This is a genomic window from Chamaesiphon minutus PCC 6605 (assembly GCF_000317145.1).
Lineage (GTDB): Bacteria > Cyanobacteriota > Cyanobacteriia > Cyanobacteriales > Chamaesiphonaceae > Chamaesiphon > Chamaesiphon minutus.
The window spans coordinates 6,053,924-6,066,225 of record NC_019697.1 but is presented as its reverse complement, the minus strand read 5'-3'; the positions used below and the strand labels follow the sequence as shown (position 1 = coordinate 6,066,225).

The following is a 12,302-nucleotide window of genomic DNA, read 5'->3' as shown; positions in this document are numbered from 1 at the left end:
GGATATTGAATCTCGATCTGGGCGCAAGCGGCTCTAGAATCGAGAGTGAACTACCCGACTCTCACCCTATCGGGTAGAGAGCGGGCTTCCAGCTTCGCGGGGAACAGCGTCCGACAAGACCGAAATCTTGCCACCACGACTTACATCCCCTCCACTGGCAGCAGCACTAGTTCCTAATGCCAAAAACCGCAAGGCTTCATCTCTGATGTTTTTTGCCGCATTTACGTCGCGATCGTTTCGAGATTTACATTTAGGGCAATCCCAATGACGAACATCCAATGGCATCTCAGATACTTTGTACAGACAATTATTGCAAGTCTTAGAGCTAGGGAAAAATCGGTCAACCTCAATATAGGTTTTCCCATCTTTCTCGGCTTTGTACTTGAGCATTGTTCCGAGCATCCCCCACCCAGCATCGCTAATTGCTTTGGCTAGACAGTGGTTGCGTACCATACCTTTGACATTTAGATCTTCTACTGCAATAACTTGGTTTTCGTCTACTATCTTGCGGGATAGTTTGTGCAGAAAATCTTCACGAACGCGCTTGATTTTAGAGTGGACTTTTGCCACTAATCTTCTGGCTTTATGTCTGGTGCTACTCCCCTTCTGTTTACGACTGAGTTTTTGCTGTTTGCGCTTGAGATTTTTACTATGTTTCTTGAGGTGACGAGGGTTTTTATACTTACTGCCATCACTAGTTACACAGAAGTCAATCAAGCCTACATCTACACCAATTGCCTTGCCGTCTGTATTAGTATCTACACTGGGAATGCCGTCATCAACCAAGATAGAAACAAAATATTTTCCATCTGGGTTTTTAGATACGGTGACAGTCTTTACCGTGCCATCAAAAGTACGATGAATTTTACAATTCACTTCACCAATGATAGGTAGCTTGATAGACTTGTCGCCGACTTTGACATTCTGAGGATAACTGACAGATTGCCGTCCATGCTTTGATTTGAAGCTAGGAAAACCAGCTTTTTTCTCAAAGAAGTTTTGATAAGCAACAGATAGGTTTAGAGCTACAACTTGCAAAGACTGCGAGTAAGCACCTTTCTTTAGCCAAGGATATTCTATCTTTAGCTGAGGCAACAGACCTTGGATCGCACCTCGACTTAGCCCCTTACCAGTAGCCTTGTATGTTTCCTGACAAAGATTTAGGCTGTAATTCCAGAACCAACGCGAACAACCAAAAGCACCAGCAAAATATTGCTGCTGTTCGGCTGTTGGGTATAGTCGGAATTTGTAAGCTTGGTACATTATCATTAACTAAGGTTGCTGATAATATTGTAATGAATATACAAAGAAAAGGCAAGGAAGTTGCTCATCTCCTCATACCCGCTCTCCTTCTCAAAGCAGCGTCGCTTGTCGGGTTTGTCGAGCGGGCAATCGTCGCTTCGCTCGGCTTTCATCCCGACGCTCATCCGAAACGGATAGAGCGCGGGACTTCCCGCCTGTCCGTTAAAGTAGCAGTTTGTGCGATCTTATCCGACTGGCAATCCCAATTATGAATTAGATTTGGGTGGTAATTCTAATGGAATGCTCCCTAAAACCCCCGTCCGAAAATCATTCAAAATTAGATGCGATGTTCGTTCGAGATCGCCGCGATACTTTTCATTAGCTAGCTGATGCAGGTATTCTTCCCCGCTTAAAGTGGTGGGAATCGAACCATATCTATCTTCAAATCCAGCGACGTAGCCCAACTCCTGACACAACTCGATCAGTGCGGCAGAGATTCGCTGGCGATCGTATCCAGCTTCGCCGATATCGTCACAAATCGCTAGTTTTACGGCTGCTGCTTGGTCGTCAAGGCGTCCGGGAATGATGCCAGGAGCATCTAATAATTCTAATCGATCGGAAATTCTTACCCACCGCAGCGATTTAGTCACCCCCGCGCGTCTGGCACTTTCGACCACCCGCTTATTAAGCAAGCGATTGATCAGAGCTGATTTGCCGACATTGGGGAAGCCAATTACGACGGCACGTACCGGACGCGGTAACATACCGCGCTCTTTGCGTTTTTGATTAATGGCGACGCCGACAGATTGAGCTGCTTTGGAAATAGCTGCAACCCCCGTACCCTGTTGTGCGTTGGCAAAAAATGGCTGTTCGCCTTGAGATACAAACCATTCTGCCCACAATTCTCTGACTGTAGGCGGGATGGCATCGACCCGATTGACGATGAGTAATTTATGTTTATTGCCAATCCAAGTTGCCAGCAGTGGATGATATGTGGCAAAAGGAATTCGCGCATCCCGTACTTCTAGCACGACATCAACTTTTTTGACTTGTTCTTGTAGTTGGCGTTCGGCTTTGGCAATATGTCCGGGATACCATTGAATCGCAGGTATGGGCATGATAAACGGGTTTGCAGTTATTCAGTTACCAGTTTAACCGCTCGGCTCGGAATTTATGCGTGGATGGCTAGATGGGTGGATGGGTGGATGGGTGGAAGCTTACGTTCAAAATTACTATCCACTAGCCACTTTTTAAAGCCTTATGTCGATCGAGGGACTTGTGGCGATCGCGGAGCTTAAAATATTGAGACTATTATAAATTTGCATAATATGACTCAACAAACAGTAATAATTACCGGAGCCTCGTCTGGTGTCGGATTGTATGCAGCTAAAGCTCTGGCGGACAGGGGTTGGCATGTAGTGATGGCTTGTCGCGATCTCAACAAGGCAGAACAGGCGGCGCAGTCACTAGGCATGTCCCTAGATAGCTATAGCATCATCCACATCGATCTTGGCTCGCTAGAGAGCGTCAAGAAATTTGTACGGGAGTTCCGCGCGACTGGTAAATCTTTAGATGCTTTGGTGTGTAATGCGGCGGTATATTTACCATTGCTCAAAGAGCCGATGCGATCGCCAGAAGGCTATGAATTGAGCGTGGCTACCAATCATTTCGGGCACTTTCTGCTGTGCAAGCTGCTTCTAGATGACTTAAAAGCTTCCCCTGCACCAGATAAACGTTTAATTATTTTAGGTACGGTTACTGCCAATTCTAAGGAGCTAGGCGGCAAGATCCCGATTCCCGCACCCGCAGATTTAGGCGATTTACAAGGCTTGGCGGCAGGATTCAAAGCACCGATTGCGATGATTGATGGTAAGCCATTTAAGGCGGGTAAGGCTTATAAAGATAGTAAGCTGTGCAATATGATGACCAGTCGCGAGTTACACCGTCGCTATCACGATAGTACTGGAATTGTTTTTAATACGCTGTATCCAGGTTGCGTCGCCGATACGCCGCTATTTCGCAATAGTTATCCCCTATTTCAGAAGATCTTCCCCTGGTTCCAAAAAAATATCACCAAGGGTTATGTGTCTCAAGAGCTAGCTGGAGAAAGAGTCGCCCAAGTAGTCGTCGATCCAGAATTCAAGCAATCTGGGGTGCATTGGAGTTGGGGCAATCGTCAACAAGCTGGACGCAAGGGCTTCGTACAGGAATTGTCAGACAAAGCCAGCGACGACAAGGCAGTCCAGATGTGGGAGTTGACTGAGAAATTAGTTGGTTAGGGAATAGGGCATAGTGGATGGTGGATAGTGGATAGTAGTGGATTTCTGATTGAAAATAGTGCAAATAATGCATCGATCGTCAGTTTTTACCGATTACTCATCCACTCATCCTACGGTGGTACAGTCCACCCAGCCACCCCCCTATCCCCTAACGATCGCGCGCTGAAGCTCGGATTGAATGATATTTGTCAAGTAGCCGCTGCGGGCAATTGTCGTTGGCGTAGCCTCGGCTTTGCCAAATCGCGGCTGATGCTGTCGCACGGAAGGGAGACAATACCAAGGTAGCGAGGGATATTCATGATGCTCCCAGTGATAGCCGAAGTGATAGCAGGTCAAAAATGACCAGACGATCGGTAAATTGCTACTGACAGCATTATGAGAATTCTGATGCTGGCTGGTAGGTGTTGCTCTACCCTGCGATCGATGGGGTAAATAAGTCCCAAACAAGAAGAGCTGGACAGAACTCAAGACGAGCGGGAATACCCAAAACAAAAACAGGTTGGCAATCGGTACATGAAAGCCCAAAAATAGGGTAAAGAAGATAACCTTCATGCCAAAAAATAGGACGACTTTTTGTCTAAAATCCAAATATTCTTGCATGAACTTGAGATACCAAGCACCAAAGCTGTCGCGAACGCCGTCGTGGAAATCGGGGTCTCCGACTCGACCCGGTTGGAGATGGTGTTGCCAGTGGTGATGTGCGAGTTTTTGATAAGGTAGGAGTGCGTATAGGGCAAGTGAAAATTGGCCGATCCAATAATTGACGCGGCGATATCCTGGTAAGATCGAGCCATGAATGGCATCGTGAGCGACAATAAATAGCCCAGTCTGGATAAATGTTCGGGCTAAAATAATTGGTACGATCTCCAACGGTAATAGTGCAGGGACATCGAGCGCAAAGACAATTGCGAGACTTCCGATCCAGAGCGCGACGATCGTGCTGGCTACCATAACTCCAGTCAATTGCGGTAATTTACGCTCGTGCTGCACGCAATTCTGTCTCACTAAGTAACACCATAGTCTCTGCACCTACTCTCCCAAAGGCTGGCTCTTGCCCTAACGGCATCTCGACAAGATACGTCCAATGTTGCGCTTCAAATTTGATACTGCGCACGATGCCTTCCCCGCCTGCAAAGCTGACCCTCTGAGCGCGTTGGAATTTATGTAACTTGTCCACTGTTGGCATCATCCATCGAACCCCTTGACTTCATTCTTGATGCTTTCCATTACAACAGAAAGTAACAATTTTATGATGTATCTTTCTGCGTAAAAAAACATGGATTCATCTATACCTTTTGACTGCACTAAGCTGTTTGAAATTCAAAGTACATCCGCCGTTAGTTGTGCCTACGTCAGGCTAGGCCAACGACTCTGCGTGGGCGAAATGACTAATTGCTAGTTTGCAAGCATTCAGATATTTTGAGAAAATCTATTTTTCTATCGATAATCGATCGGTGTCTAAAATTTAAAATTGCAATTTTAAATTATTCGATCGACTCTATCTTGACGATCGCGATCGATGGCAATTTTCAGATCGATCGTGTCAATAGCCCATCACCACAACGATCCCCACCTTTTTGTAGAAGGTGGGGATCGTAACTAACATCAGTTGCTCCTGTCGGAGCAGATGCCTGGTCGTAACCAGAACTGTAGACGCAAGCTTGTTATGCTTCCCAGATATCCTACCCGCCATTTAAGTCAACTGTTGTCTGGGTTCGACACCAGGATTGACGGCTTGAGCCAAGTCTTCATTTGACTCTTGGGTTAATGCCTTGCGGATATCGTCAGCACTCAAGTCATAGCCGTGTTCTTGGGCGATTTTGCTTGCCGCTTCAAAATCTTCTGCTACGGCAGTTAATTGCTCCTTCAAGCTCGAATCTTGTTGGATGGCAGTTTGGAATTGAGCTACTGTGTCGTTAGCCATGATTATTCTGGTTGTATGTTGTGATTGGTAAATTGATGATAGGTAAGCTGGCTGTTTAATTGCGATCGAACACCATCCACTCGCTGACATCGGCAGCTTTGAGAATTGTCTCAGCTCGATCGATATCTGGTTCGGTACCTTTGAGCACGACTAAATAATTGCCTCGCTCCAAAAGCTCGCTATAGTGTTTGGCTTGTTCCTCCGGCAGCGTAATCCCGATCTCATTACTGAGCAATCCGCCCGATACCGCCCCATAAAAGGCCCCAGCAGCCATGCCAATTAAGACCACAGCACCGCTAAAGGCGGGAAACGCTAGAGTTGTCAGCCCAGCCACTACGCCGCCAGCCACGCTACCGATCGCTGTAGCACCCGCAGCTCCGTGTTGAATTTTGTCAATCGGTCGATCGCGAGTGGCATCTTCTGGCGACTCCACGACTGGATCTGTTAATTTACCCAATGTCGTGTCTGCTGTCTGGGCATGAGGATCGACAACTGAGACATTATTCATGGAGAACCCACTCGCTTGCAGTTGATTCATTGCTGCCTCAACTCGATCGCGTTCTGGAAACATCCCCACTGCATTTTTACGTGCTGATGCCATATTGTTTTCCTATATTGAGAGTCAACTTATTAGTGTAGAACTAAATTTTTTCTTCCCTATCTATCGAACTGAAGATTACAGTCGAGCGAGTTCTATGCCTTTAGTTGCAGGGAACTAGCTGCTATAACGACTAATATCTTTGCCTTTTCTCAAATCATAAGTTGGCAGTAAAATACATCAGCCCCAGAATCTGGGGCTGAATTTTTGCAACTTGTAATTTACAATTTAGGTGAATTTTAATTAGTATTTGTTGGGTTTTTGAGAACTATGGCACTCAATCGATCGAAAAGTGCTGCTTCGGCTGCTTCGAGTGTTTCTAGTACCAGCGCGATAGTTTTCTGTTTTAACTCTTCAGTGAGCTGCTTTGGGTACGGACGATCGATCTCGTAGCAGTGGTGGTGCAAAAATGTACCCGTATTCCCACAATTTGCGGATATATATTCATCACATTGAGGCTGTGAAAATCGCTCTAATATTTCTGCTGCCAATTTGGCATCTCGATCGCCAGAGCCTAGCTTTAGATCGAATCTTTCTTGGGGGGCTGCGTCAGAAGAACGATCGGCTTTTGAGCGGATATCTCTCATTATTTTGTTACCTTTACTACAACTTTTCACGCAATGGTTGGATTTAGGAGATCCATTGTCTCAACCTTCAAGCCGTTTCGATCAACTTAAATTTTGTTATTCTTACTATCGATGGATATATTTAAAAGCGATTGCTGTCATCTCTACGGTTACAGGTAAAATCAAAGAAATGCTAACATAAATCGGCAATTATAATTGCTATATTTATCGATCGAGCTAACAGCGAGCGTCGCTCAGGTTCCTCTAGCGGAGATCGCATCTAATCTTACGTTTAAAATGTGAGGAATTCGTGAGGTATAAAATATTGTAAGTGAATTAGTGCGGGAAACTTGCCATTGAGCCTTTAACCAATCGAGCATTTGAGGCAGTCTAGACCTTTCAACCATTAAACCTCTTGCGATCTAAGGTTAACTGTGATGAGCCACCGTGTATAAACATCTCTATCTCGAAGCGAAATTTGTGAGAATCCCTCTGTCTTGTTGTTAGCATCAGTCAATCTTCCATTACTTTCGCAGGATGTCTATTGACTCAGACACTGCTCAACCGAATGCCAACGGCGGCTTTCAAGGGTTAATAATAGTCGTACAAGACTACCTGTCAGTTCGATAGTACCGCCCAAAATCCAGCTTATTTGGGATAGGCGATCGGACATTTTCATCTTTCTTAATAACGCTCTTATGACGATCGTCAAGGGTACCCTTGACGATCGTCACTATAACGCGTTCTATCATTAGATAGATGACCTTTTCGATCGAAGAGTCTAATGTGTAATTAGGATATATCGAACGAGCCTAGAGCTTGTTTCAAAATCCATAATTTGACTCGATTTCTTAGAAAAGAACTAATCCTATGAACAAGCTTGTTTTACTTTCATTAATCTGCACCGGATTTGCAGCAACTATGCCATTCAAGGCAAATGCGCTGGAGTCACCACAAGTCACCAAGCTTGGTGGCGAGCCAAATTTAACGCTAGCCCAATTCCGTCGCAACGATCGCCAATTCAACGTTTACTATCGCAGTCGTGGCAATCGATCGTGGATTTTAGAAAATTCTTATTACAATCGTCAGGAAGCAAATCGAGCCGCTCGCAGACTAGAGCGACGTGGTTACAATACCTACGTACAACTAAGTCGCGAAGTCAATCGTCGTTTCGGTTAAGTCAACTAAAATAACCACTTATTTATGTCTCAAACAGAAGCGGTTGTCGCTCAATTTAATGAGTTACAAGATGGCCAAAAACTTCAAGTAACTGTCGGCGACACCGATATTCTGCTGATTCGTCGCGCCGATCGCATCTACGCGATCGGCGCTTATTGCACTCATAACAAAGCACCGTTAGAGCAAGGTGTTCTGCATGGCGATTGTATCGTCTGTCCCTGGCATAATGCGTATTTTGACATTACTACTGGCGATCTCCACCAACCGCCAGGTTTAGATTCGCTCCAGCGATATCCCGTCCGCATCGACGGCGACAGCATTATTGTAACCGTTCCCGATTCTTCATCCGGTCATCGCGTTCCCGATCTGGCACGGTACGAGCCAGAGATCGACAAGCGAACATTTGTAATTTTAGGAGCTGGAGCTGCTGGTGCTCATGCCGCCGAAACCCTTCGCATCGAAGGATATCAGGGAAAAATCGTGATGGTGACACGCGATGACAGGCTACCATACGATCGCACGACTTTGAGCAAAAACTATTTTCTCGGCAAGCTCAAAGCCGACCAGATTTTAATGCGATCGGCAGAATTTTATCAGCAGCACGATATCGAAGTTCGACTCAATTGTCCGGTCATCAATGTAGATATTAACACCAAAAAAGTTGCCCTCACTAATGGTGAAACTCTGACATATGACGCGCTTCTGATTGCCACAGGTACACAACCGCGCCAATTAAACGTACCTGGTGCAGATTTTGCAAATATCTTCACGTTGCGGAGTTTTGCCGATAGCGATCGCATTCTTGCTGCCGCTCAAAATGCCAAGCAAGCGGTAGTCATCGGTTCGAGTTTTATCGGGATGGAAACTGCCGCTGGACTGACTCAAAAAGGGATTAAAGTAACAGTAGTTTCACCCGATTCTTTACCATTCGAGCGAATTTTGGGTGCAGAAATCGGCGAGCTTTTTTATAAAGTCCATCAGGAAAATGGTGTCACCTTTAAAATGGGTCGCAATGTCAGCCTCATCGAAGGTGAAAGTAAAGCCCAAACTGTCGTCCTTGATAATGACGATCGCCTTCCTACCGATTTAATCGTTGTCGGCATTGGCGTCCAACCTGTCACCGATTTTATCGATGGCATCGAGTTAAACCCCAAAGATCGCAGCGTCCCAGTCGATGAATATTTATGTGCGGCAGCGGGTGTTTATGCCGCCGGAGATATCGCGCGGTTTCCAGATTGGCGCACCTCAGAATCGATGCGGGTCGAACATTGGCGAATTGCCGCCCAGCACGGGCGAATTGCCGCTTATAATATGGCCGGAATACCGACAAAATTTCGCGGCATTCCGGTATTTTGGAGTATGCAATTTGAGTTGCCGATTCGCTATGTCGGACACGCTACAGAGTGGGATGAAGTTATTATCGATGGCGATTTAAATAGGCGCGAATTCATCGCTTTTTATATTAAAGACGATCGCGTTTTAGCAGCCGCTAGTAGCAAACGCGATACCGAAACTGCCGCGATCGCCGAGTTACTTCGCATCGACAAAATGCCCGCACCAAACGAGCTACGTCAAGGACAATTTCAGAAAATATATCCTGAGTTATTGAGCTAAGTAATCCTAAAGGTTACTATTTTGGCGGGGGCGGGGAGCGATGTGCGTAACTCCTACGGAGTGGCTGTGCCTCCGGCAGGCTACGCCAACGCCAACGTCTGGTTTCCAGACGTTGGCGTTGGCGTAGCCGGGAGGGAACCTCCCGGATTATGCGGATGCGCTCCGGTCGGGTTTCCCCATTCGTGACAAGTTAAGGCGCGATCGCAATTGTCAAGCACGTTTGGCGATCCTTCGATCGACCGTTACATCAGATATTCAGAGATCGAATACATTAGCACTATCAATCGAGTTTTTTGATATATAGTGAGACCGAACCAACAGCCACGCTATATATGGGTGTTGACATTCGATCGAAAACCTTAACTTGTCACAGATGGGGTTTCCCGACCATGGAAGCGCACCAAGCAGCGAGACAAGACAAGACAGGGAGTTGGGAGAGCGGGGATTGGTGGGGAGGGCAGGTTTGTTTGAATCTGTTAGTGCTAGGTGGGAATTTCTAGCATAAACCTACCCCTACAAATCTATGCAATCCACCGGACATAGGATGTAGCTAGAACGTAGGGGCAGGTTTATGCTAGTACTATGCGGCAGAATCGTCATTGCGAATATCAATGTAATAATTAATAAATAGCAGATTTAATACTTTTAATGCGAGCGTAAATATGCTGTTCTCTCGAGCGTAAATCATGTCAAATGAAGCTACTTTGCCTGAATTAGTCCAGCAAATGCTAAAACCGGAGTTTTATCCCCATCCGGTAACAACACCCATTCAGTTGATGCAAACCCACGCATCCACAGTCTTACTCACCGGAGAATTTGTTTACAAACTCAAAAAACCAGTGAACTTTGGTTTTCTGGATTACTCGACACTAGCCAAACGCCAGCATTTTTGCCAAGAAGAACTCCGACTCAATCAACGCGGTGCGCGAGAGTTGTATTTAGAAGTAGTAACGATCTCCAAAAAGGGCGATCGATATTATTTGGGCAACGATGGAGAGATAGTTGACTACGCGGTAAAAATGGTGCAATTTCCCCAGGATAATTTACTCAGCAATATGTTTGAGTCGGGGCAGCTCGCACCTGAAGATCTGGAAGAGATAGGGCGCGTGGTTGCTGAGTTTCACAGTCGCGCTAGGACTGATGAATATATTAGTAGCTTTGGGCAAATCGATCGCATCAAAGCATCGATCGAGGATAACTATCGCCATACAGAAAAATATATCGGATGCGCCCAGACTCAACAGCAGTTTAATGAAACTAAAGCATATACCGATCGCTTTCTTTCCGAACATTCACAATTATTTCTCGATCGCATTGCGGCAGGATTTATTCGCGAGTGTCATGGCGATTTGCATTTACGAAATATCTGTCGTTGGCAAGACAAAATTCTCCTATTCGATTGCATTGAATTTAACGAGCCATTTCGCTTTGTCGATACGATGTATGATGTGGCTTTTGCAGTGATGGATCTAGAAGCTAGAGGCGGTAAAGATCTTGCCAATCGGTTTTTAAATACCTATGCCGAACAAACTGGAGATTGGGCGGGATTGCAGATATTGCCGATGTATCTGACTCGTCAGGCGTATGTCAGAGCCAAAGTCACCTCATTTTTGCTCGAAGATCCTAGTATTGCCAGTCAAGATCGTGCCGCCGCAGCTCAAACGGCGGGAGATTATTACCGTCAAGCTTGGGAATATACTCGCAGCCGCCAGGGACGCATAATTATGATGGCAGGACTCTCAGGTGCTGGCAAAAGTACTTTGGGCAAACAAATCGCGCGAGCAGTGAGTGGGATACATCTGCGCTCCGATGCGGTACGCAAGCATCTGGGGGGAATTCCACTGTTGGCTAAAGGTGACGATATTCTCTATACCCCCGCAATGACTGCACAAACTTACCAGCAGATGCTGGAATTGGCGGGTAAATTAGCCGCACGCGGCTTTACGGTGATTTTGGATGCCAAGTACGATCTCCAGTCTTTGCGTGCCGCTATCGTCGATTTAGCCACGACTCGCAAAATTCCGCTTCAGATCGTCTACTGTACCGCACCAGAAGCAGTTTTACGCGATCGATTGGCACATCGCACAGGCGATATTGCTGATGCGACGGTAGATTTACTTGCCAGTCAACAGTCAACATGGGAAGATTTCACCCCAGCAGAACGCGGCTATGTGACGACGGTAGACACGACGAAGGATTTAGGGATGTTTTTAGGAGAAATTTGAGGGGGACAGGGGACGAGGGGACGGGGAGACTGGAAGACACTTACTATTAACTAACCACTATTCACTATCCACTATCCACTATCCACTATCCACTATCCACTATCCACTATCCACTATCCACTATCCACTATCCACTATCCACTACCCTCTGCCTGCTACTAGGAAAAATGCTCGTAAAATAAAAGTATTCCCCCTTGCTGTCCAAACGATAGGGATACGTTTAAAGACATAAATTTACAGTCAACACCATGACACAATCCACAGATCGAGATATCCAGGAAATTAATAATGCTGTCGATGCTAATAGTAGAGCGATCGATGCCAACAGTAAAGCGATCGCCGATTTGACAGCCTCGATTGCTGGATTGCGCGAGGAAATGCGTGTGGGTTTTACCAAAGCGGAGGGACAAATTAATAATGTCGAAACCAAGCTCGATGCCAAAATCGATGTCGTGAGGGGAGAGCTAAGAGTTATCGATGTCAAATCGGAAGGACGAAATCGGATTGGTTTTTGGAGTCTATTGGTCAGGGGAACGGCAATCGTGGTATTAGGTGGTTTATTTGTCGTGTTCTTGTTTTCTTGAGATCTGGGGCTTCAGGGTGTTGCTGTAATTGGCGTGGGGAGTTGGGAGTTGGGAGTTAGGAGTGGGGAGTTGGAAGATTGCTGTTTCAACC

14 protein-coding genes are annotated in these 12,302 nt (G+C 46.1%); 6 read left to right on the top strand and 8 right to left on the bottom strand.

Features of this window, described 5'->3' with window-relative positions; all coding sequences use genetic code 11:
• Positions 1-66: 66 nt before the first annotated feature.
• A complete protein-coding gene (locus CHA6605_RS27775; RefSeq protein ID WP_015158624.1) occupies positions 67-1,263 on the bottom strand; it encodes an RNA-guided endonuclease InsQ/TnpB family protein in 1,197 nt (398 codons plus the stop codon).
• A 32-nt stretch (positions 1,264-1,295) separates the two neighbouring features.
• Here CHA6605_RS27775 and CHA6605_RS27770 point away from each other — a divergent pair, with 32 nt between their 5' ends.
• On the top strand, positions 1,296-1,514 hold the full coding sequence (locus CHA6605_RS27770) for a hypothetical protein (protein ID WP_015162679.1): 219 nt from the start codon (positions 1,296-1,298) through the stop codon (positions 1,512-1,514).
• Here the strand turns inward: CHA6605_RS27770 and ylqF are convergent.
• Positions 1,509-2,360 carry a ribosome biogenesis GTPase YlqF gene (ylqF, locus tag CHA6605_RS27765; protein ID WP_015162678.1) on the bottom strand — a complete coding sequence of 284 codons (852 nt, stop codon included), beginning with the start codon at positions 2,358-2,360 and terminating at the stop codon, positions 1,509-1,511. The two genes, CHA6605_RS27770 and ylqF, sit on opposite strands and share 6 nt — an antisense overlap.
• A gap of 210 nt (positions 2,361-2,570) precedes the next feature.
• Between ylqF and CHA6605_RS27760 the strand changes: the two genes are divergently transcribed.
• The gene (locus CHA6605_RS27760) at positions 2,571-3,521 is read left to right on the top strand and encodes a protochlorophyllide reductase (RefSeq protein ID WP_015162677.1); all 951 of its coding nucleotides are present in this window, start codon (positions 2,571-2,573) and stop codon (positions 3,519-3,521) included.
• Between the two features lie 141 nt (positions 3,522-3,662).
• On the opposite strand, the gene CHA6605_RS27755 is transcribed toward CHA6605_RS27760, so the two are convergent.
• From CHA6605_RS27755 to CHA6605_RS34695, 6 genes are all read right to left on the bottom strand, one after another.
• Complete coding sequence (locus CHA6605_RS27755; RefSeq protein ID WP_232432146.1) at positions 3,663-4,511, bottom strand: fatty acid desaturase; 849 nt, start codon at positions 4,509-4,511, stop codon at positions 3,663-3,665.
• Positions 4,495-4,710 carry a hypothetical protein gene (locus CHA6605_RS27750; RefSeq protein WP_015162675.1) on the bottom strand — a complete coding sequence of 72 codons (216 nt, stop codon included), beginning with the start codon at positions 4,708-4,710 and terminating at the stop codon, positions 4,495-4,497. Before CHA6605_RS27750 ends, CHA6605_RS27755 begins: the two co-directional genes overlap by 17 nt.
• A 504-nt stretch (positions 4,711-5,214) precedes the next feature.
• Entirely contained in the window at positions 5,215-5,445 is a 231-nt protein-coding gene (locus CHA6605_RS27745; RefSeq protein ID WP_015162674.1) for a Nif11-like leader peptide family natural product precursor, read from the bottom strand.
• Positions 5,446-5,500: 55 nt separating this feature from the next.
• Positions 5,501-6,046 carry a hypothetical protein gene (locus tag CHA6605_RS27740; RefSeq protein WP_015162673.1) on the bottom strand — a complete coding sequence of 182 codons (546 nt, stop codon included), beginning with the start codon at positions 6,044-6,046 and terminating at the stop codon, positions 5,501-5,503.
• Positions 6,047-6,282: 236 nt separating this feature from the next.
• Positions 6,283-6,630, bottom strand: coding sequence for a hypothetical protein (locus tag CHA6605_RS27735; protein WP_015162672.1), 348 nt, complete (start codon positions 6,628-6,630; stop codon positions 6,283-6,285).
• A 590-nt stretch (positions 6,631-7,220) separates the two neighbouring features.
• Positions 7,221-7,361 carry a hypothetical protein gene (locus CHA6605_RS34695; RefSeq protein WP_157260126.1) on the bottom strand — a complete coding sequence of 47 codons (141 nt, stop codon included), beginning with the start codon at positions 7,359-7,361 and terminating at the stop codon, positions 7,221-7,223.
• Between the two features lie 118 nt (positions 7,362-7,479).
• On the opposite strand from CHA6605_RS34695, the gene CHA6605_RS27730 reads away from it, so the two are divergent.
• From CHA6605_RS27730 to CHA6605_RS27715, 4 genes are all read left to right on the top strand, one after another.
• Positions 7,480-7,788 (top strand): hypothetical protein, encoded by a 309-nt coding sequence (locus tag CHA6605_RS27730; RefSeq protein WP_015162671.1) that lies wholly within the window; start codon positions 7,480-7,482, stop codon positions 7,786-7,788.
• Between the two features lie 24 nt (positions 7,789-7,812).
• Positions 7,813-9,402 (top strand): FAD-dependent oxidoreductase, encoded by a 1,590-nt coding sequence (locus CHA6605_RS27725; protein WP_015162670.1) that lies wholly within the window; start codon positions 7,813-7,815, stop codon positions 9,400-9,402.
• A gap of 686 nt (positions 9,403-10,088) precedes the next feature.
• Positions 10,089-11,627, top strand: a complete 1,539-nt coding sequence (locus CHA6605_RS27720) for a bifunctional aminoglycoside phosphotransferase/ATP-binding protein (protein ID WP_015162669.1) — start codon at positions 10,089-10,091, stop codon at positions 11,625-11,627.
• Between the two features lie 248 nt (positions 11,628-11,875).
• On the top strand, positions 11,876-12,211 hold the full coding sequence (locus CHA6605_RS27715; protein ID WP_015162668.1) for a hypothetical protein: 336 nt from the start codon (positions 11,876-11,878) through the stop codon (positions 12,209-12,211).
• Positions 12,212-12,302: the final 91 nt, after the last annotated feature.

Coding starts and splice junctions, on each gene's coding strand:
- CHA6605_RS27775 (WP_015158624.1), bottom strand. CDS start 1,263: ATGTACCAAGCTTACAAATTCCGACTATACCCAACAGCCGAACAGCAG.
- CHA6605_RS27770 (WP_015162679.1), top strand. CDS start 1,296: ATGAATATACAAAGAAAAGGCAAGGAAGTTGCTCATCTCCTCATACCC.
- ylqF (WP_015162678.1), bottom strand. CDS start 2,360: ATGCCCATACCTGCGATTCAATGGTATCCCGGACATATTGCCAAAGCC.
- CHA6605_RS27760 (WP_015162677.1), top strand. CDS start 2,571: ATGACTCAACAAACAGTAATAATTACCGGAGCCTCGTCTGGTGTCGGA.
- CHA6605_RS27750 (WP_015162675.1), bottom strand. CDS start 4,710: ATGATGCCAACAGTGGACAAGTTACATAAATTCCAACGCGCTCAGAGG.
- CHA6605_RS27745 (WP_015162674.1), bottom strand. CDS start 5,445: ATGGCTAACGACACAGTAGCTCAATTCCAAACTGCCATCCAACAAGAT.
- CHA6605_RS27740 (WP_015162673.1), bottom strand. CDS start 6,046: ATGGCATCAGCACGTAAAAATGCAGTGGGGATGTTTCCAGAACGCGAT.
- CHA6605_RS27735 (WP_015162672.1), bottom strand. CDS start 6,630: ATGAGAGATATCCGCTCAAAAGCCGATCGTTCTTCTGACGCAGCCCCC.
- CHA6605_RS34695 (WP_157260126.1), bottom strand. CDS start 7,361: ATGATAGAACGCGTTATAGTGACGATCGTCAAGGGTACCCTTGACGAT.
- CHA6605_RS27730 (WP_015162671.1), top strand. CDS start 7,480: ATGAACAAGCTTGTTTTACTTTCATTAATCTGCACCGGATTTGCAGCA.
- CHA6605_RS27725 (WP_015162670.1), top strand. CDS start 7,813: ATGTCTCAAACAGAAGCGGTTGTCGCTCAATTTAATGAGTTACAAGAT.
- CHA6605_RS27720 (WP_015162669.1), top strand. CDS start 10,089: ATGTCAAATGAAGCTACTTTGCCTGAATTAGTCCAGCAAATGCTAAAA.
- CHA6605_RS27715 (WP_015162668.1), top strand. CDS start 11,876: ATGACACAATCCACAGATCGAGATATCCAGGAAATTAATAATGCTGTC.